Origin of the sequence: Pseudomonas sp. URIL14HWK12:I6, from assembly GCF_000514195.1 — a bacterium.
GTDB classification, from domain to species: Bacteria; Pseudomonadota; Gammaproteobacteria; order Pseudomonadales; family Pseudomonadaceae; genus Aquipseudomonas; species Aquipseudomonas putida_A.
The window spans coordinates 214,951-236,468 of sequence record NZ_KI911359.1 but is presented as its reverse complement, the minus strand read 5'-3'; the positions used below and the strand labels follow the sequence as shown (position 1 = coordinate 236,468).

The window sequence follows — 21,518 nt, the reverse complement described above, 5'->3', positions numbered from 1 at the left end:
AATTCAGCCTTTCAAGGTATGCCTGTTGCCGGGCGCAGTCCAGTCGGGTCGAACGTCTGCGCCGCGCCACAGTCAATCGCTTACATCGTTCGGGAATTGTTGTCATGAAGCGTCGTTATAGCTGGCCAATAGGGATTTTTGCCGTCGTGGTTGTGCTGCTGATCGCCCTGCACATCGCCCTGCCCTATGTGGTGCGGGATTACCTGAACGGCAAACTGGCCGACATGGGTGATTACCGCGGCCAGATCACCGACGTCGATCTGGCCCTGTGGCGCGGCGCCTACCGGATCAACGGCCTGAAGATCGTCAAGGTCGACGGCAAGGTGCCGGTGCCGTTCGTCAACGCGCCCGTGATCGATCTGGCGGTCAGCTGGCATTCGCTGTGGTACGACCATGCCGTGGTGGCGCAGGTGCAATTCTTCAATCCCGAGGTCAACTTCGTCGATGGCGGCCCCAACAAGCAGAACTCGCAGACTGGTAAAGGCACCGACTGGCGGGCGCAACTGGGCAAGTTGCTGCCGATCACTCTCGACGAGGTGCAGATCCACGACGGCAAGATCACTTTCCGCAATTTCAACTCCAAACCGCCGGTCAACATGAACGCCAGTAACGTCGAGGCGAGCATCTACAACCTGACCAACGTGGTCGACAAACAGGGCAAGCGAGACGCCCGCTTCGAAGGCAAAGCCAAGCTGCTCGGCCACGCACCACTGGAAACCACGGCCACTTTCGATCCGCTGAGCAATTTTGAGGACTTCCAGTTCCGCCTGCGCGCCCGCGACATCGAACTCAAGCGCATGAACGACTTCGCCTCGGCCTACGGCAAGTTCGACTTCAACGCCGGCCACGGCGACGTGGTCATCGAAGCCCAGGCGAAAAAAGCCCAGGTCACTGGCTACATCAAACCGCTGCTGCGCGACGTCGAAGTGTTCAACTGGCAGCAGGACGTGGAGAACAAGGACAAGAGCATCTTCCGCTCAGTCTGGGAGGCCATCGTCGGCGGCACGGAAACCGTGCTGAAGAACCAGGCCAAGAATCAGTTCGCCACCAAGGTCGAACTCAGTGGCAACGTGCATCAGCAAAACATCAGTGCGTTCGAAGCGTTTTTGCAGATTTTGCGTAATGGCTTCATTCAGGCTTTCAATGCGCGGTATGAGCGGCCGAAGCCGGATGCGGGCTAGAGCGCTGCGCCAGCATTTCCAAATAGAGTGTATCAGCGCCGATCTGAATATCCGGTTCCGGCCATTCCACACACCAGCCATGATCGCCCAGGATCACAGTGGCGAATATCTCAGGGTCCAGCAACGGCTGGAGCCCTGGAGCGTCTTGAAGATCCTGACTCAAATCGACCACCCATCGCTGATCATCGATAAAGGTCAGTTCCAGACAAAAACCAGACCAGACACGAGCCGCCGACAAGCGGGGGCGTTTCATCCGTAACATCAGTGCAAGTCCTCCATCAGATGATGGTGCTGCTACGCAGCCCGGCGGGAGCAAGCTCCCTCGCCACAGATTTTGTAAACATCCTGGAGGCTATCGTTAAATCAGCAAGGGCTGAATGCTGGCCATCAGCCGAAACTGAGTCAACATGTGACGCCCCATTCAGAGACTGAATAAGCCGTCTGCGTTCACAGTCGACCGGGCTGCGCGTTATAGTCGGGGCATCCGATTTTTCGCCCCGCCCTGCCTGTGCAGGTCGGCGTTACCGTTCGAGGATTAGCAGATGAAGTTCGAAGGCACCCAGGCCTACGTCGCCACCGATGACCTGAAGCTGGCGGTCAACGCCGCCATCACCCTGGAGCGGCCGCTGCTGGTCAAGGGCGAACCGGGCACCGGCAAGACCATGCTCGCCGAGCAACTGGCCGAATCGTTCGGCGCCAAGCTGATCACCTGGCACATCAAGTCCACCACCAAGGCCCACCAGGGCCTGTACGAGTACGACGCGGTCAGCCGTCTGCGCGACTCGCAACTGGGCAATGAGAAAGTCCACGATGTGCGCAACTACCTGAAGAAGGGCAAGCTGTGGGAGGCTTTCGAGTCCGAAGAGCGGGTGATTCTGCTGATCGACGAAATCGACAAGGCCGACATCGAGTTCCCTAACGACCTGCTGCAAGAACTCGACAAGATGGAGTTCTACGTTTACGAGATCGACGAGACCATCAAGGCCAAGAAGCGCCCGATCATCATCATTACCTCCAACAACGAGAAAGAGCTGCCGGACGCCTTCCTGCGCCGCTGCTTCTTCCACTACATCGCCTTCCCGGATCGCAGCACCCTGCAGAAAATCGTCGACGTGCACTACCCGGACATCAAGAAGGATCTGGTCAGCGAAGCGCTGGACGTGTTCTTCGACGTGCGCAAGGTGCCGGGCCTGAAGAAGAAGCCGTCGACCTCGGAACTGGTCGACTGGCTGAAGCTGCTGATGGCCGACAACATCGGCGAAGCGGTGCTGCGCGAGCGCGATCCGACCAAGGCCATTCCGCCATTGGCCGGTGCGCTGGTGAAGAACGAACAGGACGTGCAGTTGCTTGAGCGCCTGGCATTCATGAGCCGTCGCGGTTCTCGCTAAGAGGCTGATGCCATGTTGCTCAACCTGTTCAATGAAATGCGTGCAGCCAAGGTGCCGGTGTCGGTGCGCGAGTTGCTCGACCTGATCAACGCGCTGAAACAGCGCGTGACCTTCGCCGACATGGACGAGTTCTACTACTTGTCGCGGGCGATTCTGGTCAAGGACGAACGGCATTTCGACAAGTTCGACCGTGCGTTCGGCGCCTACTTCAATGGCTTGGAAAAACTCGACGATCACTTGCAGGCGCTGATTCCCGAAGACTGGTTGCGCAAGGAATTCGAGCGCTCGCTGACCGACGAGGAACGGGCGCAGATCCAGTCCCTCGGTGGCCTGGACAAGCTGATCGAAGAGTTCAAGAAGCGCCTCGAAGAACAAAAGGAACGCCACGCCGGCGGCAACAAATGGATCGGCACCGGCGGCACCAGCCCGTTTGGCTCCGGCGGCTTCAACCCGGAAGGCATTCGGGTCGGCGATGCCGGCAAGCGTCAGGGCAAAGCGGTCAAGGTCTGGGATCAGCGCGAGTACAAGAACCTCGACGATTCGGTGGAGCTGGGTACGCGCAACATCAAGGTCGCCCTGCGTCGTCTGCGCAAATTTGCCCGTCAGGGTGCGGCTGAAGAGCTGGACATCGACGGCACCATCGACCACACCGCCAAGGACGCCGGCCTGCTGAATATCCAGATGCGTCCGGAGCGGCGCAACACGGTGAAGCTGTTGCTGCTGTTCGACATCGGCGGCTCGATGGACGCGCACGTGAAGATCTGCGAGGAACTGTTCTCGGCCTGCAAGACCGAGTTCAAGCATCTGGAGTACTTCTACTTCCACAACTTCATTTATGAGTCGGTGTGGAAGAACAACATGCGCCGCACGTCCGAGCGCTTCTCGACGCAGGATTTGCTGCACAAGTATGGCGCCGACTACAAAGTGATCTTCATCGGTGACGCCGCCATGGCGCCCTACGAAATCACCCAGGCCGGCGGCAGCGTCGAGCACTGGAACGAAGAGCCGGGCTACCTGTGGATGCAGCGCTTCATGGAGAAGTACAAGAAGCTCATCTGGATCAATCCGTATCCGAAGGACACCTGGGGCTACACCTCGTCGACCAATATCGTGCGCGATTTGATCGAGGATCAGATGTATCCGCTGACGTTGCGTGGGCTTGAGGAAGGGATGCGATTTCTGTCCAAGTAATCTTTGTTGTCAGTGATGCCCTCTTCGCGAGCAGGCTCGCTCCCACAGGTGAAATGCATTCCAATGTGGGAGTGAGCCTGCTCGCGAAGCCCTTAGCTAATTATGAAACGCTGCAAATACTCGACATGCTCGCGATGTGCGACTTCCTGCACCACCGGCCTAAACCGCACCTGCGCCCCCGGCAAACACTGCGCCAGTCGCGCCAGCGCCAACGGCGTCAACGCTCCCAAGCGCGGATAGCCACCAATCGTCTGCCGATCATTGAGCAGCACAATCGGCTGTCCATCCGGCGGCACCTGCACCGCACCCAGCGGAATACCCTCGGAAATCATCGGCCGGCCCTGATACTGCAAGGCCTTGCCCAACAGTCGAATGCCCATGCGATCAGCGCGACTGTCGAGCGTCCACGGACTGTTGAACACATCGAACAGACTCTGCCCGCTGAACTGGCCGATCTGTGCGCCAAGCACCAGATCCAGCGGCGCGTTGAGGCGCAGATCAGGTCGATGCGCCAGCGGCACTTCACGCACCTGCAAAACCGCACCGCGATAACTCAACGTCGCGCCCTTGGTCAGCGGTAACCCCATACCATCCAATCCACCGAGTTCTTCGCGCACCACCGTGGCACTGCTGCCCAGCACCTGCGGCGCGTCGAAACCACCGGGCGCCGCCAGGTAAGCCCGGGCACCGAGCAGCGGTTGAGTGAACTTCAATGTCTGGCCTTTGCCCAGTTTGAAACTGCGCCACGGCGCCAGCGCCTGCCCATCGATCTGCGCACCAAGATCAGCGCCGGCCAGCGCCAGCAGGCAATCCTCCTGCGCCACCACGGTAAACCCGCCGAGGGTGATTTCGATCACCGGCAGATCCAGCGCATTACCGAGCAACCAATTGCCCCAACTCATCGAACTCCAATCCGCTGCGCCGCCCTGGGTCACGCCCAAATGGCGCACGCCGAAGCGCCCGGTGTCCTGCAACAGGCACAGCGGCGTGCTCGCTTCAATTGTCAGTCGGCTCATGCCAGCGCCTCCAGTGGCGTGTCATCGCCGCCCAGGTTGATGAACTCGGCGTGGCTCACCGCTTCGAAACGCACGGTGTCGCCGGGTTGCATCAGGCTGTAGCCGTCGCGATGACGGTCGAACAGTTTCGCCGGGGTGCGGCCGATCAGGTTCCAGCCACCGGGGGACACCACCGGATAAGCCGCGGTCTGCCGCTCGGCAATCCCGACGCTGCCAGCCGCGACTTTCTTGCGTGGGGTGTCCAGGCGTGGCGCCGCGAGGATTTCTTCCACCAGCCCCATGAAGGCGAATCCCGGCGCGAAGCCGAGGGCGAACACCTGATATTCACGCGCGCTGTGACGGCGGATCACCTCTTGCACCGCCAATCCACTGCGCTGCGCCAACAGACTCAGTTCGGGACCGACACTCAGGTCGTACCAGACCGGCAACACATGGCACTGGCCGCCGGTGCGCGCATTCGGCGACAGGTCGATCAAGGCTTCAGCGATCAATTCACGCGCCTGACTCGGGCTCAGCGCGGTCAGATCGTAATGCACCATCAACGTGGTGTAGGACGGCACCAGGTCGATCAACTGCGCGCCAAACACCGCGCGCAAGCGCTCACTGGCGGCGAGCATCCACGGCATGTTGGATTCGGCAATTTCATCGAACAGGCGCAGCATCAGGCAGTCGAGGGCCACCACTTCAATCCGTGGACTCATGGCGCGCTCTGCTGATTCAGGGCCTCGCGAATGCGCTGTACGGCGGCCACCGAACTGGTGTTGTCGCCATGCACGCACAAGGTGTTGGCCTGCAGGTGCAGCGCGCTGCCGTCGCTGGCGACGAGTCCACAGCCACGGGCGATGGTCAGGGCCTGTTCGATGATTTTTTCTGGCTCGTGATGCACCGCGCCCGGCAGTTGCCGCGAAACCAGTCGACCTGCGCTGTCGTAAGCGCGGTCGGCGAAGGCTTCGAACCACAGGGTCACGCCGTATTCATCACCAAGCTGTTGCGCCGCCGCGTTATCGCGGGTGGCCATCAGCATCAGCGGCAACGTGCGATCGTAAGCCGCCACAGCTTGAATCACCGCCCGCAATTGCGCCGGGTTGGCCATCATGTCGTTGTACATCGCGCCGTGGGGTTTGACGTAACTGACTCGCCCGCTCTGCGCCTTGCAGATGCCGTCGAGCGCGCCGATCTGGTAATGCAGGATGTCTTGCAGTTCCTGGGCGGAATAGGCCATGGAGCGCCGGCCGAAACCGACCAGATCCTGATAGGCCGGGTGCGCGCCGATCTGCACGCCGTGGCTCAGGGCCAGGCTGACGGTCTTGCGCATGATGCTCGGGTCACCGGCATGGAAGCCGCAGGCCACGTTGGCGCAGTCGATGAAGGGCATGACCTCGGCGTCCAGACCCATGGTCCAGCTGCCGAAACTCTCGCCGATATCACAATTCAATAGCAGGCGGCTCACGGTGAACACTCCTGTAGCTTCTGGTCTTTTTATCTATAGGACGCTTGCCCGGCAGGTTATCAGTTACTGCGCATCCAGTTGCTTGCCACGGGTCTCCGGCAGGCTCAGTGCGGCGAAAATCACCACGCCGTAGGACACCGCAGCGAACGCACCGATACCCACGCTCAACGGGACTTTCTGACTCAGCAAACCAATCAACAGCGGAAACAATGCCGCCAGCGCCCGACCGATGTTGTAGCAGAAGCCCTGCCCCGAGCCACGAATCCGCGTTGGAAACAGCTCGGTGAGAAACGCGCCCATGCCGCTGAAAATCCCTGAGGCGAAGAAGCCCAGCGGAAAGCCCAGCCACAGCATCACCCCGTTGCTGACCGGCATCTGCGTGTACAGCAAGACGATGGTGAACGAACCGACCGCAAACAGGATGAAGTTCTTTTTACGTCCCAGCAGATCGGTCAGATAAGCGCTGATCACATAGCCGACGTAGGAGCCGACAATCACCATCGCCAGATACCCGCCAGTGCCGAGCACGCTCAAACCGCGTTCGTTCTTGAGGAAGGTTGGCAGCCACGAAGTGATCGCGTAGTAACCGCCGAGCGCACCGGTGGTCAGCAAGGAAGCACGGAACGTGGTGAACAGCATGCCGGGGGCAAAGATCTCGTAGAACTTCGCCGGATTCTGCGGAGTTTGCGCCGCCTTGGCTTCGCGATAGATCTCCGGGTCTTTCACCAGACGGCGGACGAAGATCACGAAAATCGCCGGGACGATGCCGAGGATGAACAGCGCTCGCCAGGCATCTTCCGGCGGCAACACCGAGAACAGCAGCGCATACAGAATCGCCGTCAATCCCCAGCCCAAGGCCCAACCGCTCTGCACCATGCCCACCGCTTTGCCGCGATCCTTGGCGCGGATCACTTCACCGATCAGCACCGCGCCAGCGGTCCATTCGCCACCGAAACCGAAGCCCATCAGGGTGCGGGCGATCAGCAGCTGTTCGTAGTTCTGTGCGAAACCGCAGAGGAAGGTGAAGAAGGCGAACCACAGCACCGTCAGTTGCAGAGTGCGCACGCGGCCGATGCGGTCGGAGAGAATCCCCGCCACCCAGCCACCAATGGCCGAAGCGATCAGGGTGCTGGTGTGAATCAGCCCGGCCTGCCCGGTGGTGATGCCCCACATGGCGATCAGGGTCGGCACCACGAAACTGAGCATTTGCGTGTCCATGCCGTCCAGGCCATAGCCGATCTTGCAGCTCCAGAAGGTACGACGCTCTTGCTGATTGATGTTGCGATACCAGTCGAACGGTCCCGGGCGGGCCGTGCTCTTGGGGAGGTCGAGGGTGTCGGGCGCACGCATGGCAAGTCTCCGCAGGCTTTTATTGGTCTTGTTCGAAGTTCCGACGACGCCTATCGTGGGAACCGGATGCGCCGATTTTTCGTCGCCCGGCCCTGCTGCGTCCAACGAATAAAAACCCGCCTTAGGCATAAGAAAAATTTGTCACCCGAGCCGTTGCCATGAACCTGAAGTTTCTCGAGACCTTTGTCTGGGTCGCCCGGCTGAAGAGTTTTCGCCTGACCGCCGACAAGCTGTTCACCACCCAGGCGTCGATTTCCAGTCGCATCGCGGTGCTCGAAGGCGAGCTGGGGGTGAAGCTGTTTCTGCGCGATTCACGCGGCGTCAGCCTGACGCCCGAAGGCCTGAAGGTGCTGGATTACGCCGAGCAGATGCTCGATACGATGTCGGCGCTGAAGCAATCGATCGAGACCCGTTCAAGCAAGGTCGGACGGGTGCGCATCGGCGTGATGGACACGGTGATCCACACCTGGCTCAGCCCGTTGGTCGCGCAGATGACCGATCTGTATCCGCGGGTGGAAATCGAGCTGGTGGCGGATACCTCGCTTAACCTCTGCGATCAGCTGCAAAAAGGCTTTCTCGACATCGTTCTGCAAACCGATCTGGTGCGCCACGAAAGCGTGCGCAGCCTCGAGCTGGCCAGCCATCCGCTGGGCTGGATCGTTGCGAGCAATTCGATCTACAACCGCGAGTACGCTGACCTCGGCGAACTGGCGCAGGAACGGATCATCACCTACTCGAAAAACTCCCGACCGCATCAGGATCTGCTGGCTTTGATGCAGGCCAACGGTGTGTTGGCGCCGCGGCTGAACTGCGTGAATTCGGTGTCGGCGATTACCCGGCTGTTGCGTGATGGTTTTGGGATTGGCGTGCTGCCACCGGTGCTGGTGGCCGAGGAACTGGCGCGGGGTGAACTGACCTTGCTCGACATCGACCAGCGACCGCCGAATCTGCAGGTGGTGGTGTCGTGGCGAGTTGGCGTGGAGTGGGTCGAGGAGATGGTGACGTTGTGTCAGCAGGTGCTGGCGGGGTATGCGCGCAAGGTCGGTGAAAACTACATCACCCTCACTCAGTAATCACACCTGTGGTGAGGGGATTTATCCCCGATGGGCTGCGCAGCAGTCCTGAAACCTGAGCAATCAGGTTGATCTGACACACCATTGAGGGCCGCTTCGCGCCCCATCGGGGATAAATCCCCTCGCCACGGGGTTTGGCCAGCCTTACAAGCCGCGCACGTCGCGGTCTTCGATCGGCCGGCTCTGGCGCAAACGCCGGCCGCCGAGCACCACCCAGTCAATCAGACGAATCAGACACTCGATGCCGAACGACAGCAGCAACGCGCCGCTCATGCCCCAGATCATCGCTTCCGGGGTCAGCAGGATCTGGTAGCTGTAGCCGTTCCAGGTTTCCTTGCGAATGTCCGGGTCGGCGGCCAGCACCACTTGCAGGAAGCGGATGTACCACGGGCCCTGCATCGCCTGGAACTGTTTATCCAGCGCTGTCTGGCGGTTGAGCAAGGTGCTCAGGCTGTCGGCATCGCTGCGAAACACCGGGTCGTCACTGGCGCGGTAATGCGCGACCAGCGCCTGCAAGTCGCCCTTGAAGAACTGCTCGGCGGTGCCCTGAAAACCGCGCAGACCGGTCTGCGCTTCGATCAGATGGGCTTCGACGCGTTTGGCGTAATCGTTGATGAAACCCGGCACCTGGACACCGATCAACAGGCCCGCCGCAAACAACACCAGCCGTAGATAACTGAGCAACATCGGGGAGAGATCCTTTATTCGGTCGTGCCCTGGCTGACGCATTCGCCGCGTCGCCACAGGCTCCATTGGCCCGGTTGGTAGCGGGTCCAGGTTTCGTTTTCGGTCAAAGGCTCGGTGGCGATCACCGTGACCACGTCGTTGGGCGTGGTTTCCGCCTGGAAATCGACGATCACATCGACATCCTTGAGCCGCGCCGGGCCGAACGGTGCGCGCCGGGTGATCTGTGCCAGTTTGGTCGAGCAATAGCAGAACAGCCAGTCGCCGTCGCTGAGCAGGCAGTTGAACACGCCTTTGCTGCGGTATTCGGCACATGCAGCGACCAGATCCGGCAGCAGTACTTCTATATCGACCGGTTCCGGAAATGCTGCACGCACGCGGTTGAGCAAATCGCAGAACGCCGCTTCGCTGTCGGTGTCGCCCACCGGGCGGTAGAAACTCTTGATCGGGGTGAAATCGGCGAGCTGGCCGTTGTGCGCGAAACACCAGTTGCGCCCCCACAGTTCGCGGACGAACGGGTGGGTGTTGGACAGGCAGACCTTGCCGACGTTGGCCTGACGAATGTGGCCGATGACCACTTCGCTCTTGATCGGATAGCGCTGCACCAGGTTGGCGACTTCCGATTCGCTGCTCGCGGCCGGGTCCTGAAACAGGCGCAAGCCACGACCTTCATAAAAGGCGATACCCCAGCCGTCGCGGTGCGGGCCGGTACGCCCGCCGCGCTGCATCAGGCCGGTGAAGCTGAACACGATATCGGTCGGCACGTTGGCACTCATGCCCAGTAGTTCACACATGTGCTGACTCTCGTGATTACAGGCGCGGCTCGACGCGCATGCGCTGCGGATTGTTCGGCAATGGCGGGCGACCGTAACGGTCATCACCGGCAGCGCCGAACGGCTGATCGTCGTCGCGATCATCGGCACGCGCCGCCGCGTTGGCCGCCTCGGCCTGCTCGCGGCGGGCGCGCGAGGCGCGTTCGATCGGGAAGCGGATCAGCACGAAAATCAGGTAGATGCCGAACGCAATCATGCCGTACATGAACAGATCGGAAATCGCCCGCCAGGCGTTGTTGCCGACCTTGAAGGCCAGGTCCAGCGCGGTAATGGCGATCGACGGCGCAACCTTGGCTTTCACCGGGTCAATGATGGTCGGGCTGAACAGCAACACTGCCATCAGCACCCGCAGCGGCTCGCGCAGCCAGCGCCACATCCAGCGGGTCAGGCGCATCCATACCAACAGGCAGCCCACAGCGGCAAAGGCGTAGAGGCCCCAGGCGATCAGATAGTCGTTCTCGGTCATGGTGTCCATGGCAAGGCAGGCAAAGAGGCGCTTATAGTAACGACTTTTCGCCCGTCAGGCTTGTCCCAATGCCAGACGGCCCGCAGCATACCCTGTGGGAGCGAGCCTGCTCGCGAAAGCGCCGGGTCAGTGAAACAAATGTCATCTGACAGAACGCTTTCGCGAGCAGGCTCGCTCTCACAGGGGCTGAGGCGGTTTCAACAACCGCGAACACCATTATTCCGAATACTGTCCGAGAGCCTTCCATGCCCGAATCCGCCCACGTCATCCGCGCCCCGATCGCCCGCAAGGCTGCCGGTGCCGACCCGTATGCCTGGCTGCAGGAACGCGACACTGACGCGGTGCTCGACTACCTCAAGGCCGAAAATGCCTATCAGGAAGCACAGACCGCCGATCAGGCCGGCCTGCGCGAACGCCTGTTCGAGGAGATCAAGGGCCGGATCCTCGAAACCGATCTGTCCTTGCCCTCGCCCTGGGGCCCGTATCTGTATTACACGCGCACCACGGCGGGTGACGAGTACGCCCGCCATTACCGTTGCCCGCGTCCGGCCGACGACAGCCTGACCCTCGACGAAAGCCGCGAGCAACTGCTGCTCGACCCGAACGTTTTGGCCAACGGCGGCTTCTTCTCGCTCGGCGCGTTCAGCATCAGCCCCGACCACCAGCGTCTGGCCTACAGCGTCGACGCCTCGGGCGACGAGATCTACACGCTGTTCGTCAAGGAGCTGGCCAATGACAAGGTCAGTGAACTGGAATTTCAGGACTGCGACGGCAGCATGACCTGGGCCAACGACAGCCTGACGCTGTTCTTCGGTGTGCTCGACGACACCCATCGCCCGCACAAACTGTTTCGCTATCGCCTCGACGGCACCGCCGCCGAAGAGGTGTTCCACGAGCCGGACGGGCGTTTCTTCCTGCATTGCTACCGCTCCAGTTCCGAGCAGCAATTGCTGCTGACCCTGGGCAGCAAGACCACCAGCGAAGTCTGGGCACTGGACGCGCATCAGCCGCACCTGCCCTTCACTTGCATGGCGCCTCGGGTCGAAGATCACGAATACGATGTCGACCACGGCGCGCTGGATGGCGTGTGGACCTGGTTCATCCGCACCAACCGTGACGGCATCAATTTCGCCCTGTATCAGGCGCCGGACACCGGTGTGGTACCGAGCGAAGCCGACTGGCAGAACCTGATCCCGCACAGCGACACGGTGATGCTCGACGGCGTGACGCTGAACACCGCGGCCATGACCCTGAGCCTGCGCGAAGGCGGTCTGCCGATCATCGAAGTTCATCCGCAAGGCCAGACGCCGTATCGCGTGCAATTGCCGGACGTGGCTTACAGCCTCTATGTGCAGAACAGCCTGGAGTTCGAGAGCGACCGCATCCGTCTGCGTTACGAGGCGCTGAATCGTCCGGCACAGGTGCGCCAATTGCTGCTGGCCAGCGGCGAGCAAACCGTCCTGAAAGAAACCCCGGTGCTCGGCCCGTTCGACGCCGACGCCTACGTCAGCCAACGCCTGTGGGCCACCGCGCCGGACGGTACGCAGGTGCCGATCAGTCTGGTGATGAAACGCGAAATGGCCGGCAAACCGGTGCCGCTGTATCTGTACGGTTATGGCGCCTACGGTTCCAGCCTCGACCCGTGGTTCTCCCACGCACGCCTGAGCCTGCTGGATCGCGGCATGGCCTTCGCCATCGCCCACGTACGTGGCGGCGGCGAGTTGGGCGAAGCGTGGTACCGCGCCGGCAAACAGGAACACAAGCACAACACCTTCAGCGACTTTATTGCCTGCGCCGAATTCCTGATCCTCAACGGCATCACCACCGCCGAGAAACTGGCGATCAGCGGCGGCAGCGCTGGCGGCTTGTTGATTGGCGCGGTGCTCAATCAGCGCCCGGATCTGTTCGGCGTGGCGATTGCCGAAGTGCCGTTCGTCGACGTGCTCAACACCATGCTCGACCCGGACTTGCCGTTGACCGTCACCGAGTACGACGAGTGGGGCAACCCTGAAGAGCCAGAGGTCTACGAGCGGATCAAGGCGTACGCGCCGTACGAAAACGTCACCGCGCAGAATTATCCGGCAACCCTGGTCATCGCCGGCTACAACGACAGCCGCGTACAGTACTGGGAAGCGGCCAAGTGGGTGGCGAAACTGCGCGCGACCAAGACCGACGACAACTTGCTGCTGCTCAAGACCGAACTCGGCGCCGGGCACGGCGGCATGAGCGGGCGTTATCAGGGATTACGTGACGTAGCGCTCGAATATGCATTTGTGTTCAAGGTTTTGGGCCTGGCCTGAGGAACTCCGCCGGTCACTTGGGTCTTAACTCCAGACCCCGGTGGTCGATACACCACAGATCCCATTGTGGGAGCGGGTTTGCTCGCGAATGCGGTGGGTCAGTCGACACTGATATTGACTGAACCACCGCATTCGCGAGCAAGCCCGCTCCCACAGGGGTCCGTGTAGTGCCTGAAAACCGTGAAAACAATAAAGACCGCAACGACATGTCAGAACCGACCTTACTGAACAACGAAATTCGCGACTGGCTGATGGATTGTGGCCTGTTCGATCAATTGCAACTGGCGGACTTTGCCGCAGCCTCGGGCTACTTCAGCATCAGCACCGTGGCGGAGGGCGAAGCGATCTTCCGTGAGGGTGATGCCGGCAGTTTCATGTGCATCCTCCACAGCGGCCAGGTCGCCGTGCAAAAGACTGGCCCCGACGGCCAGGTCATCACCATGGCCACCCTGCGCAGCGGTCGGGCGTTCGGGGAAATGGCCGTGCTCGATGGCGAACGCCGCTCGGCCACCTGCATCGCGGCGAGCAACTGCCAACTGCTCAATCTGGGCAAGGACTCGCTGGAAAAAATGCTCAACGACGCGCCGAAGATCGCCGCCAAGATCATCCGCGCCCTCGCCGTGTCCCTCTCCAAACGCCTGCGCATGGCCGACGGCCAACTGGCGGCGCAACAGGTTTAACCGCCGGGGGATTTGGCCTTGGTGCCGCCCGGTTCGATGCCCGGCACCGGTTGATCCTTGCTCGGCGGGCTGGGCATTTCGATCGGCACCAGCGGCGGGCTACCACTGCCGGCACCGGCCTTCGGTGCGCTGATCGGGGTGATTTGCGGATACGGGGTCGGCGTGGCGGTTCCCGGCGAGCCGGGTTGCGGCGTCGGGCTGACCGGAATGGTCTGCTGCGCCTGCACTGCAGTAATCGAGAGCGCGGCCAGGGCAATGGCCGTTAGAATGGTGCGCTTCATCAAGGGCTCCGTTTGGCCTTTAGTCTGCGCTCAGGCTACTCCCAACGGGCCTGCTTGCCTCCCCCCTTGTAGAGATTTCCATGAAACGTTTCGTTCTGCTCGACACCACGCCGATCCCTGACAACGGTGGCGCCCTGTGCCTGTTCGAGTATGGCGAGGATTTCGTCATCAAGATCCAGGGTGGCGACGGCGGGCAATTGATGAACACGCGCATGCACGGTTCGGAAGATGCGCTGGCCGAGTTCCCTTGCCGCAAGGTCGCCGGCCGGCCGAATTCGCGTGTATTGATCGGCGGTCTGGGCATGGGGTTCACCCTCGCCTCGGCGCTCAAGCATCTGGGCAAGGGTGCCGAGGTGGTGGTCGCCGAACTGGTGCCCGGCGTGGTCGAGTGGAATCGCGGGCCGCTCGGTGAAAAGTCCGGACGACCATTGCTCGACCCGCGCACAGTGATCCGTCAGGACGACGTGGCCAAGGTCCTGCAAAGCGAGCCGAACGGCTTCGACGCGATCATGCTCGACGTCGACAACGGCCCCGAAGGCCTGACCCAGAAGGCCAACAGCTGGCTGTACTCCGCCGCTGGCCTCAACGCCTGCGCCAAGGCCCTGCGGCCCAAGGGCGTGCTGGCGGTGTGGTCGGCCAGCGCTGACCGGCAGTTTTCCGACAAATTGAAGAAGGCCGGATTCAAGGCCGAAGAAGTCCAGGTCTTCGCCCACGGCAACAAGGGCACCCGCCACACGATCTGGATTGCCGAGAAGCTCAAGGGCTGAGCTAAACTCTGCACATAACCGTCATCAGTCTTTTTTACAAAGGTGAACCCATGAGTTCGTCCACCCCGACCAACACGTCGAAGCTCGATCGCATCCTTGCCGACAACCAGCGCGACAAGGAAATGGGCTACCGCGACAAGGCCCTGAAGATGTACCCGCACGTCTGCGGCCGCTGCGCCCGTGAGTTTTCCGGCAAGCGCCTGAGCGAACTGACCGTGCACCACCGCGACCACAACCACGACAACAACCCGCAGGACGGCTCGAACTGGGAGCTGTTGTGCCTGTACTGCCACGACAACGAACACTCGCGCTACACCGACCAGCAATATTTCGGCGACGGCTCGCTGAGCACGCCAAAAATCGCCAAGGCCACGCATAACCCGTTCGCCGCCCTCGCCGGCCTGATGAAAAAAGAAGACTGAAGATCTTCAGCGCCTGAACCGGCCCTTTCGCGAGCAGGCTCGCTCCCACATTTGATCGGTGGTGTACACAAAATCAATGTGGGAGCGAGCCTGCTCGCGAAGGCGGCCGGCCAGACACAACAGATCTCGAATCTGCCCGCCCTCCCCCAATCCCCGTATAATCGCCCTCTTTTTCCCGAAGGCACCCCGCTCGTGGCAGACAAACGTTACAGCTGCATTGGTTTGTACAACCCCAAATCACCGGAGAACGTCGGTTCGGTGATGCGCGCCGCAGGCTGTTACGGCGTGGCGTCGGTGTTCTACACCGGCAAGCGTTATGAACGCGCCGCCGATTTCGTCACCGACACCAAGCGCGTGCACTACGACATCCCGCTGATCGGCATCGACGACCTGAAAAAGATCCTCCCGCTCAACTGCGTCCCGGTCGCCGTGGAACTGGTCGAGGGCGCTCGCCCACTGCCGGAATACACCCATCCGGATCGTGCGCTGTACATCTTCGGCCCGGAAGACGGCTCGCTGGATAAAGAGATCCGCGACTGGTGCGAAGACGTCGTGTACATCCCGACCACCGGTTGCATGAACCTGGCGGCAACGGTCAACGTCGTACTCTACGACCGCATGGCCAAGGGCCTGAATACCCGCTCCGGGCCGAAATTCCGCTGAAACGTCGCACATCCGATGGAACGAGCCGGCCGCTGCGGCAGTCAGCTTATCTATCTATTGCACATTGCCTGGGAGACAGATCATGACCGAACTCAAACGCGTCCAACGTATCGATTCCACCCCGTTCCAGAGCCCGACCGAGCAGAACGTTCAGGGCTGGGAGCGCATCGGCTCGCTGGCCGGTGGCGTGATCATGGTCGGCAAGGGCCTGCGCCGTGGCGGCGTGTTCGGTCTGATTCAGGTGGCGATTGGCGGCGTGGCGATGGCCCGTGGCATCACCGGCCACAGCTCGGTGAAAAGCCTGCTGGAGAAAAGCCGTCAGGACATAAACAACGTGCGGGCGAAGATCGAGCGCGCCGGTGAAGAACTGAGCCAGCTCAAGGCCAACGCCGAGGCGGCGACCAGCACCGCGACGGTGACCGGCAATGATTCAGTGAAATCATCAAAAGCCGGGGTTTGATTCGAGATTTTCGTTGAGGCTTCTGGCCTCTTCGCGAGCAAGCCCGCTCCCACATTGAAAGCTGGAATGCGATCAAATGTGGGAGCGGGCTTGCTCGCGAAAGCGGTATTACTGCAGCAATGCGCTATCGAGGACTTTGGAGGATTCGCCCAGAACACTCTCGGCCAGTTGCACAAACTCCTTGGTACTCACCGTCCCCAGATGCATCGCCCCGCGCAACACATCATCCAGCGAACGTTTGTTGCGCGTCTTCAAGCGAATCTCGCGATCCAGTTCCTGCAAGACAATCACCGCTTTTGCAAGCTGCGCCGGGCTGATCTGTTCGCCGCGCAGGGTCGTGACTTTCTGACTGTCCTTGGTCAATTTCGCCTGCAACGCCTGATAGCGCTCATCGCTCATGCCCCCGGCACGCCGCAGCAGTTCGATCGCGTAGTACTCGGCAAAGCCTTCGCTGATCCAGTCGCTGCGCTGCTCGTCATTGATGCGCCCGAACACCTGCGCCAGCTCACGCACCAGCGCACTGCTGCCGCTTTCGCTGACCAGCGGCAAACGCGTGTTCAGGTAAATGGACTCGTGCGCGCCGAGGCTGCCGCGCCACATCGGGTCGTTGGCGCCGACGATCAGCAGTTTTTTCGGATGCCGGGGATAGACCGCTTGCACCTGTGGCCAGACGAACGTCAGCAAGGTCAGCACATCCATGCGACGCATGCCCTGCCCTTGTGGCGAGGCCACGGTGACTTCGGTTTCGCCCAGGCGGGTGCGGCGGCTGCCGAGGTGACCGGCGAGCATCCAGCCGGTCGGGCGGTCGAACAGGCGTGACGGGTTATCGATGCGGAATTTGTTCTTGCCGATGCGCGGCCAGGCGGTTTCAACGCTTTGCCAGCCATTGGGCAGTTCGAATTGCAGACGCGACACCAACTCGATGCCATCCTGCTGATCGAGCCTGGCCGGCGGCACCAGATCATCACCTCGCAGCAGCGCCCAGCTCGGGGTCATGCGCGTGTCGAAGCTGCCGCTCTTGCGGCCGTGGCTGATACTGACGCGATAAGTCAGGCTGGGCTTGTCGCCGATCGGGCGCCAGAGGCCCCGGGTCTGTTTGCCCGGGGTCAGTTGCCACTGGCCGTCGGCCTTGAAGTCGCTGTAATGGCTGCCGTCACCGAGGTCAAAGTCGAGACTGCGCACCGCTTCGCCTTTGGCCAGGGTCAGGCGTACTTCGGCCTGATCGCTTTGCGGCAACAGGCGTACGTGGTAATCGAGGTCGACTTTTTTCGCCGCCCACACTGGTGCGCTTAGCGCCAGCAGGCCGATCAGCGATGCCCGCAGCAATCCCCCAGCCATACACACTCCTTGTTGAATCCTGGAAACCCTGGGTGCTTAACCAGCCCGGAAAATCAGGTGATCTTCCCAGTCGTCCTCCGGCACACTGCCTTCGGCGAGCATGCGCCCGGACTGGGAAATCCGTTCGTGGTGCACCGCGTCACGATCGCCGCACACCAGGTGGTGCCACAACGGCAGATCCTTGCCTTCGCTGACCAGACGATAACCGCAGGTCGGCGGCAGCCATTTGAATTCTTCAGCCTGGCCCGGAGTGAGCTGGATACAGTCCGGGACAAACTTGATGCGATTCGGGTAGTCGCTGCACTGGCAGGTCTTCAGGTCCAGCAGTTTGCAGGCAATGCGCGTGTAATAGACGCTGTTGTCTTCTTCATCTTCGAGTTTCTGCAGGCAGCACAGACCGCAGCCGTCGCACAGCGATTCCCATTCCTCGTGATCCAGTTGCTCGAGGGTTTTGCGTTTCCAGAACGGTTCGACTTTGGCGGCCATGGCTCAAGCATCAACATCAGGTGGTGAAAAGGCCGCCAGTCTAGTGCCCAAGGCCTTGCGGGCCAAGCGCTGGCGACTGTCGGTAAATCGCGCTTGTCAGCCGAATCGCCGCCCAGTAGGGTTTTGCCACGAATTCATGACTCAAACACAGCAAGGAATCTTTCGATGAGTGCCAACCCTCGCGTCGCCGATTACGCCATTCACCCGCAGTTCACCGACCGCTGGTCGCCCCGCGCCTTCACCGGCGAAGCGATCCCGGAAGAAACCCTGCTGAGCTTTTTCGAAGCCGCACGCTGGGCGCCGTCGGCCTACAACTCGCAGCCATGGCGCTTTCTGTATGCGCGCCGTGACACGCCGAACTGGGGACGCTTCCTGGGTCTGCTGAATGAATTCAACCGCAGCTGGGCGCAACACGCTTCGGCGCTGGTGATCGTGATTTCGAAAACCACCTTCACCGCACCCGGTGCCAGCGAAGAGTCCCCGGCGCTGTGGCACACCTTCGACACCGGCTCGGCCTGGGGCCACCTGGCGCTGCAAGCGAGCATCAGCGGCTGGCACACCCACGGCATGGCCGGTTTCGATCAGGAGCTGACCCGCAAGGAGCTGAACATTCCGCAAGGTTATGCGCTGCATGCGGCGGTCGCTATCGGCAAGCTGGGTGACAAGGCGACCTTGGCCGAATACCTGCAAGCTCGTGAAATGCCGAGCCCGCGTCGTCCGCTGAGCGAGCTGGTGGCGGAAGGCGACTTCACCCTGTAAGCCAGCACAAAAATAAATGTGGGAGCGAGCCTGCTCGCGAAAGCGGTATGTCAGACAACGATGATGTTGGCTGACACTCCCCCTTCGCGAGCAGGCTCGCTCCCACAGTTTATTCGGCGAACATTCAGTAACCGCGGTTGAAATCCACTTCCCCGCGCAACGCTTCTCCTGCCTGATACGCCTTAAGGTTCTCGACAAACAACTGCACCATCAATGCCGGCGACGTCGGTGCCGAGCTGTGCCCGGTCAGCAGCAGGCCCCAGGCGGTCCAGAACGGATGGCGTTGCGGCAATGGCTCCTGACGGCAGACGTCGATCACCGCACCGGCCAGATGCCCTTCCTTCAGGGCTTCCACCAGATCCGCATCAACCACCGCCACGCCGCGCCCGACGTTGATGAACAACCCGGTCGGCTTGAATTGCTTGAACAGCGCCGCGTCGTAAATGTCGTGGGTGTGCTCGGTATTCGGCAGCAGATTGACCACGTAATCGACCGCGCCGACCAGTCGCGGCAGATCCGCCATCGAGCCGACTTCGACGAACGGCGCCTGCTCGCGCGCGCTGCTGGCGATGCCGTACAGCTCGACGCCAAACGGCAGCAGAAACTGCGCCACGCTCTGGCCGATATCGCCGGTGCCAACGATCAACACCTTGCGCCCGACCAGACTCTGGCCGGTGCGGTTGTCCCACTTGCGCTCGACCTGGCTGACCAGGCGCGCCAGCACTTCACGCTCGTGGCCAAGCATGTAGGTCAGCACGTATTCGGCCATCACCTGACCGAAGATTCCCACCGCGCGGGTCAGGCGATAATCGCGGCGCAAGCCGTCAGCGAGCAGCGGCGTGATGCCGGCCCAGGTCGATTGCAGCCATTGCGGCTCATGGCCCTGACGCAGCAGGGTCGCCAGCAGATCCGGCTGCCCCAGCCACACCGGGCAATCGGCCGCCTGCCGGGCCAGTTCGGCGGAGTCGCCACTGGTCAGTACTTCAAGCTCGGGGGCCGCCTGACGCAGCAGCCGGGCGTACACCGCGTGGTCGTGTTCAGCAATCAGAACGCGCATCTTCAAACCTTTCGCAAACCGTGCAGGCAACCGCCGAAGGAGTCGCGCTCCTTCGTGGCGGTCGTCGCCGTAAAATCAGTTCCAGGGTGGCAAGAGGCCCAGAACAGGGCCTCGCAGATCAGACCGGGTCGTTGCGTCGCAGCAATTCTTCGGGCAGGTGTTCGATGTACTCGTCCTCGGCCGGTGGCATCTGCAGGTGATAGCCCTGCTTGTCGAGGTTTTCCAGGACCACGACGATGTCCTCGGTGGCCAGCTTGCGCTCAGGCGACAGCACCAGATCGAAGGCATGTTTCGGCTTGCCGAACGCCAGCATCAGGGGCTCCGGCACACGCTCCAGAGCATCGCTCTTGAGCACATAAAGGTACATTCCGCTTCGCTTGGAGCTTTGGTAAATGGAGCAAATACGTTTCAAGGCTGTTCTCCGGCGGTGGCCAGGCTGTCGAGCAGCTTCTGGCCCATGAGTTCGCGGCGCCAGCCACGCAGCGACTCAGGCAATTGATAAGGGCCCTCGGGGAAGCCGCTTTTGACCAGCGCTTCGAGGGTTTTCTTGCGCAGCATCAGTTCCGGGGCGATGCCCAGGCGTTCGGCTTCGACCTGGCCGAGGGCGCGCAGTTGCTTGATCAGCGCAGCCGCTTCGACCGGCAATGGCTCCGGCACCGCCGGCGGCCATTGATCAGGCCCCACACTGCCAGAGCGCTTGATCAGATCAAGCAGAAATTGGCCGTCCTGACGCACGGTACGCGGGTGCATGTCTTCGATCTTGCCCAGCGCGGCGAGGTTGTCCGGCTGCGTGCGGGCCAGCGGCCACAGCGAGTGCTCACGGACGATGCGGTTGCGCGGCAGATCACGGGCACGCGCTTCTTTTTCACGCCAGGCGCACAGTTCACGCAGCACCGCCAGTTGCGCACGGGACAGTTTCCACGCCAGTTTGGCTTCGCGGTAGACCTCGTACGGGTCGGTCTCGCGGCGCAGGTTGGCGACCAGTTCGGCGCCGTCCTCCAGCACCCAGGCAAATTTGTCGTCGGACAGTTTCGGCCGCAGCTGTACGAAAACTTCCGCCAGATGCACTGCGTCTTCAGCGGCATAGCTGATTTGTGTGTCGGAAAGTGGACGCTGCAACCAGTCGGAACGGGTTTCGCCCTTCGGCAACTCAATGCCCAGCACTTCCTGCACCAGTCGCGAATAGCCCATCGAGAACCCGAGGTTCAGGTAGGCCGCCGCCAGTTGCGTGTCGAACAACGGCGCCGGCAGGCTGCCGGTCAGACGCAGCAGCACTTCGAGGTCTTCGCTGCAGGCGTGCAGGACTTTGAGCACCGCCGGGTTTTCCAGCAACGCCGCCAGCGGTTGCCAGGCGTCGATGGTCAGCGGATCGATCAGGTAGGCGCGTTTGCCGTCGCCGACCTGCAGTAAACCGGCAATCGGGTAGAAGGTGTCGACCCGCATGAATTCGGTGTCGAGGGCAACGAACGGCAGTTGCTGCCACTCGGCGCAAAACTGCGCGAGGCTTTCGTTGTCGCGAATCCAGTGAATATCGATGGCCACACGGCTCTCCCTTGAAGAATGGCGCGCAGTATATATCGCCGCCGGCGTTTTACGCGCCTGCGCTGGGCCAGAGCTGTAACGAAATGTCCTGCCAGAAAGAAAGAATAGTCTTACAGCGTGGTCAGCAAGAG

25 protein-coding genes are annotated in these 21,518 nt (G+C 61.4%); 11 read left to right on the top strand and 14 right to left on the bottom strand.

Annotated features, from left to right (window positions below):
- Nucleotides 1-104: 104 nt before the first annotated feature.
- On the top strand, nt 105-1,181 hold the full coding sequence (locus H043_RS0127785) for a DUF748 domain-containing protein (RefSeq protein ID WP_027614534.1): 1,077 nt from the start codon (nt 105-107) through the stop codon (nt 1,179-1,181).
- Here H043_RS0127785 and H043_RS30195 read toward each other — a convergent pair.
- Nucleotides 1,141-1,434 carry a DUF2442 domain-containing protein gene (locus H043_RS30195; RefSeq protein ID WP_256214506.1) on the bottom strand — a complete coding sequence of 98 codons (294 nt, stop codon included), beginning with the start codon at nt 1,432-1,434 and terminating at the stop codon, nt 1,141-1,143. The genes H043_RS0127785 and H043_RS30195 overlap by 41 nt on opposite strands.
- 289 nt (nt 1,435-1,723) lie before the next feature.
- On the opposite strand from H043_RS30195, the gene H043_RS0127775 reads away from it, so the two are divergent.
- Nucleotides 1,724-2,569, top strand: a complete 846-nt coding sequence (locus H043_RS0127775; RefSeq protein ID WP_003222636.1) for a MoxR family ATPase — start codon at nt 1,724-1,726, stop codon at nt 2,567-2,569.
- Between the two features lie 12 nt (nt 2,570-2,581).
- Complete coding sequence (locus tag H043_RS0127770) at nt 2,582-3,760, top strand: VWA domain-containing protein (protein ID WP_027614532.1); 1,179 nt, start codon at nt 2,582-2,584, stop codon at nt 3,758-3,760.
- Nucleotides 3,761-3,852: 92 nt separating this feature from the next.
- On the opposite strand, the gene H043_RS0127765 is transcribed toward H043_RS0127770, so the two are convergent.
- The 4 genes from H043_RS0127765 to H043_RS0127750 all read right to left on the bottom strand — a co-directional run bounded on the left by H043_RS0127765 (nt 3,853) and on the right by H043_RS0127750 (nt 7,576).
- Nucleotides 3,853-4,776 carry a biotin-dependent carboxyltransferase family protein gene (locus H043_RS0127765; protein ID WP_027614531.1) on the bottom strand — a complete coding sequence of 308 codons (924 nt, stop codon included), beginning with the start codon at nt 4,774-4,776 and terminating at the stop codon, nt 3,853-3,855.
- Nucleotides 4,773-5,477: an allophanate hydrolase subunit 1 gene (locus tag H043_RS0127760; protein WP_027614530.1), complete on the bottom strand. Its 705-nt coding sequence runs from the start codon at nt 5,475-5,477 to the stop codon at nt 4,773-4,775. The genes H043_RS0127765 and H043_RS0127760 overlap by 4 nt, the downstream gene beginning before the upstream one ends.
- Complete coding sequence (locus H043_RS0127755) at nt 5,474-6,226, bottom strand: 5-oxoprolinase subunit PxpA (RefSeq protein WP_027614529.1); 753 nt, start codon at nt 6,224-6,226, stop codon at nt 5,474-5,476. Before H043_RS0127755 ends, H043_RS0127760 begins: the two co-directional genes overlap by 4 nt.
- A gap of 63 nt (nt 6,227-6,289) precedes the next feature.
- The gene (locus H043_RS0127750) at nt 6,290-7,576 is read right to left on the bottom strand and encodes an MFS transporter (protein WP_027614528.1); all 1,287 of its coding nucleotides are present in this window, start codon (nt 7,574-7,576) and stop codon (nt 6,290-6,292) included.
- A 158-nt stretch (nt 7,577-7,734) separates the two neighbouring features.
- Here H043_RS0127750 and H043_RS0127745 point away from each other — a divergent pair, with 158 nt between their 5' ends.
- Entirely contained in the window at nt 7,735-8,649 is a 915-nt protein-coding gene (locus tag H043_RS0127745) for a LysR family transcriptional regulator (RefSeq protein WP_027614527.1), read from the top strand.
- A gap of 144 nt (nt 8,650-8,793) precedes the next feature.
- Here H043_RS0127745 and H043_RS0127740 read toward each other — a convergent pair whose 3' ends face one another.
- From H043_RS0127740 to H043_RS0127730, 3 genes are read right to left on the bottom strand one after another with little or no spacing between them, the layout of a single operon-like run.
- Complete coding sequence (locus H043_RS0127740; RefSeq protein ID WP_007969600.1) at nt 8,794-9,336, bottom strand: DUF2937 family protein; 543 nt, start codon at nt 9,334-9,336, stop codon at nt 8,794-8,796.
- A gap of 14 nt (nt 9,337-9,350) precedes the next feature.
- Complete coding sequence (locus tag H043_RS0127735; RefSeq protein ID WP_007969599.1) at nt 9,351-10,127, bottom strand: class II glutamine amidotransferase; 777 nt, start codon at nt 10,125-10,127, stop codon at nt 9,351-9,353.
- A gap of 16 nt (nt 10,128-10,143) precedes the next feature.
- Nucleotides 10,144-10,641 (bottom strand): hypothetical protein, encoded by a 498-nt coding sequence (locus H043_RS0127730; protein WP_027614526.1) that lies wholly within the window; start codon nt 10,639-10,641, stop codon nt 10,144-10,146.
- Between the two features lie 236 nt (nt 10,642-10,877).
- On the opposite strand from H043_RS0127730, the gene H043_RS0127725 reads away from it, so the two are divergent.
- Entirely contained in the window at nt 10,878-12,932 is a 2,055-nt protein-coding gene (locus H043_RS0127725; protein ID WP_027614525.1) for a S9 family peptidase, read from the top strand.
- Between the two features lie 206 nt (nt 12,933-13,138).
- Nucleotides 13,139-13,612, top strand: a complete 474-nt coding sequence (locus tag H043_RS0127720) for a cyclic nucleotide-binding domain-containing protein (RefSeq protein ID WP_027614524.1) — start codon at nt 13,139-13,141, stop codon at nt 13,610-13,612.
- On the opposite strand, the gene H043_RS0127715 is transcribed toward H043_RS0127720, so the two are convergent.
- Nucleotides 13,609-13,893 carry a hypothetical protein gene (locus H043_RS0127715; protein WP_027614523.1) on the bottom strand — a complete coding sequence of 95 codons (285 nt, stop codon included), beginning with the start codon at nt 13,891-13,893 and terminating at the stop codon, nt 13,609-13,611. The genes H043_RS0127720 and H043_RS0127715 overlap by 4 nt on opposite strands.
- An 80-nt stretch (nt 13,894-13,973) precedes the next feature.
- Between H043_RS0127715 and H043_RS0127710 the strand changes: the two genes are divergently transcribed.
- The 4 genes from H043_RS0127710 to H043_RS0127695 all read left to right on the top strand — a co-directional run bounded on the left by H043_RS0127710 (nt 13,974) and on the right by H043_RS0127695 (nt 16,205).
- Complete coding sequence (locus tag H043_RS0127710; RefSeq protein WP_027614522.1) at nt 13,974-14,660, top strand: spermidine synthase; 687 nt, start codon at nt 13,974-13,976, stop codon at nt 14,658-14,660.
- 50 nt (nt 14,661-14,710) lie between these two features.
- The gene (locus H043_RS0127705; RefSeq protein ID WP_003222612.1) at nt 14,711-15,082 is read left to right on the top strand and encodes a YajD family HNH nuclease; all 372 of its coding nucleotides are present in this window, start codon (nt 14,711-14,713) and stop codon (nt 15,080-15,082) included.
- A 192-nt stretch (nt 15,083-15,274) separates the two neighbouring features.
- On the top strand, nt 15,275-15,745 hold the full coding sequence (locus tag H043_RS0127700; RefSeq protein ID WP_007911337.1) for an RNA methyltransferase: 471 nt from the start codon (nt 15,275-15,277) through the stop codon (nt 15,743-15,745).
- A gap of 82 nt (nt 15,746-15,827) precedes the next feature.
- On the top strand, nt 15,828-16,205 hold the full coding sequence (locus H043_RS0127695) for a DUF2892 domain-containing protein (RefSeq protein WP_027614521.1): 378 nt from the start codon (nt 15,828-15,830) through the stop codon (nt 16,203-16,205).
- A 108-nt stretch (nt 16,206-16,313) separates the two neighbouring features.
- Here H043_RS0127695 and H043_RS0127690 read toward each other — a convergent pair whose 3' ends face one another.
- Nucleotides 16,314-17,543: a hypothetical protein gene (locus H043_RS0127690; RefSeq protein WP_027614520.1), complete on the bottom strand. Its 1,230-nt coding sequence runs from the start codon at nt 17,541-17,543 to the stop codon at nt 16,314-16,316.
- A gap of 36 nt (nt 17,544-17,579) precedes the next feature.
- Nucleotides 17,580-18,029, bottom strand: coding sequence for a YcgN family cysteine cluster protein (locus H043_RS0127685; RefSeq protein WP_027614519.1), 450 nt, complete (start codon nt 18,027-18,029; stop codon nt 17,580-17,582).
- A gap of 165 nt (nt 18,030-18,194) precedes the next feature.
- On the opposite strand from H043_RS0127685, the gene H043_RS0127680 reads away from it, so the two are divergent.
- Complete coding sequence (locus H043_RS0127680; protein ID WP_027614518.1) at nt 18,195-18,788, top strand: nitroreductase family protein; 594 nt, start codon at nt 18,195-18,197, stop codon at nt 18,786-18,788.
- Nucleotides 18,789-18,912: 124 nt separating this feature from the next.
- Here the strand turns inward: H043_RS0127680 and H043_RS0127675 are convergent, their stop codons facing one another.
- The 3 genes from H043_RS0127675 to rnd all read right to left on the bottom strand — a co-directional run bounded on the left by H043_RS0127675 (nt 18,913) and on the right by rnd (nt 21,387).
- Entirely contained in the window at nt 18,913-19,845 is a 933-nt protein-coding gene (locus tag H043_RS0127675) for a D-2-hydroxyacid dehydrogenase (protein WP_027614517.1), read from the bottom strand.
- A 118-nt stretch (nt 19,846-19,963) separates the two neighbouring features.
- Nucleotides 19,964-20,257: a YcgL domain-containing protein gene (locus tag H043_RS0127670; RefSeq protein WP_027614516.1), complete on the bottom strand. Its 294-nt coding sequence runs from the start codon at nt 20,255-20,257 to the stop codon at nt 19,964-19,966.
- Complete coding sequence (gene rnd / locus H043_RS0127665; protein ID WP_027614515.1) at nt 20,254-21,387, bottom strand: ribonuclease D; 1,134 nt, start codon at nt 21,385-21,387, stop codon at nt 20,254-20,256. The genes H043_RS0127670 and rnd overlap by 4 nt, the downstream gene beginning before the upstream one ends.
- Between the last annotated feature and the right edge of the window lie 131 nt (nt 21,388-21,518).

Bases quoted from the DNA above. Each gene is read 5' to 3' on its own strand.
- H043_RS0127785 (WP_027614534.1), top strand. From the start codon at position 105: ATGAAGCGTCGTTATAGCTGGCCAATAGGGATTTTTGCCGTCGTGGTT.
- H043_RS30195 (WP_256214506.1), bottom strand. From the start codon at position 1,434: ATGAAACGCCCCCGCTTGTCGGCGGCTCGTGTCTGGTCTGGTTTTTGT.
- H043_RS0127775 (WP_003222636.1), top strand. From the start codon at position 1,724: ATGAAGTTCGAAGGCACCCAGGCCTACGTCGCCACCGATGACCTGAAG.
- H043_RS0127770 (WP_027614532.1), top strand. From the start codon at position 2,582: ATGTTGCTCAACCTGTTCAATGAAATGCGTGCAGCCAAGGTGCCGGTG.
- H043_RS0127765 (WP_027614531.1), bottom strand. From the start codon at position 4,776: ATGAGCCGACTGACAATTGAAGCGAGCACGCCGCTGTGCCTGTTGCAG.
- H043_RS0127760 (WP_027614530.1), bottom strand. From the start codon at position 5,477: ATGAGTCCACGGATTGAAGTGGTGGCCCTCGACTGCCTGATGCTGCGC.
- H043_RS0127750 (WP_027614528.1), bottom strand. From the start codon at position 7,576: ATGCGTGCGCCCGACACCCTCGACCTCCCCAAGAGCACGGCCCGCCCG.
- H043_RS0127745 (WP_027614527.1), top strand. From the start codon at position 7,735: ATGAACCTGAAGTTTCTCGAGACCTTTGTCTGGGTCGCCCGGCTGAAG.
- H043_RS0127740 (WP_007969600.1), bottom strand. From the start codon at position 9,336: ATGTTGCTCAGTTATCTACGGCTGGTGTTGTTTGCGGCGGGCCTGTTG.
- H043_RS0127735 (WP_007969599.1), bottom strand. From the start codon at position 10,127: ATGTGTGAACTACTGGGCATGAGTGCCAACGTGCCGACCGATATCGTG.
- H043_RS0127730 (WP_027614526.1), bottom strand. From the start codon at position 10,641: ATGGACACCATGACCGAGAACGACTATCTGATCGCCTGGGGCCTCTAC.
- H043_RS0127725 (WP_027614525.1), top strand. From the start codon at position 10,878: ATGCCCGAATCCGCCCACGTCATCCGCGCCCCGATCGCCCGCAAGGCT.
- H043_RS0127720 (WP_027614524.1), top strand. From the start codon at position 13,139: ATGTCAGAACCGACCTTACTGAACAACGAAATTCGCGACTGGCTGATG.
- H043_RS0127715 (WP_027614523.1), bottom strand. From the start codon at position 13,893: ATGAAGCGCACCATTCTAACGGCCATTGCCCTGGCCGCGCTCTCGATT.
- H043_RS0127710 (WP_027614522.1), top strand. From the start codon at position 13,974: ATGAAACGTTTCGTTCTGCTCGACACCACGCCGATCCCTGACAACGGT.
- H043_RS0127705 (WP_003222612.1), top strand. From the start codon at position 14,711: ATGAGTTCGTCCACCCCGACCAACACGTCGAAGCTCGATCGCATCCTT.
- H043_RS0127695 (WP_027614521.1), top strand. From the start codon at position 15,828: ATGACCGAACTCAAACGCGTCCAACGTATCGATTCCACCCCGTTCCAG.
- H043_RS0127690 (WP_027614520.1), bottom strand. From the start codon at position 17,543: ATGGCTGGGGGATTGCTGCGGGCATCGCTGATCGGCCTGCTGGCGCTA.
- H043_RS0127685 (WP_027614519.1), bottom strand. From the start codon at position 18,029: ATGGCCGCCAAAGTCGAACCGTTCTGGAAACGCAAAACCCTCGAGCAA.
- H043_RS0127680 (WP_027614518.1), top strand. From the start codon at position 18,195: ATGAGTGCCAACCCTCGCGTCGCCGATTACGCCATTCACCCGCAGTTC.
- H043_RS0127675 (WP_027614517.1), bottom strand. From the start codon at position 19,845: ATGCGCGTTCTGATTGCTGAACACGACCACGCGGTGTACGCCCGGCTG.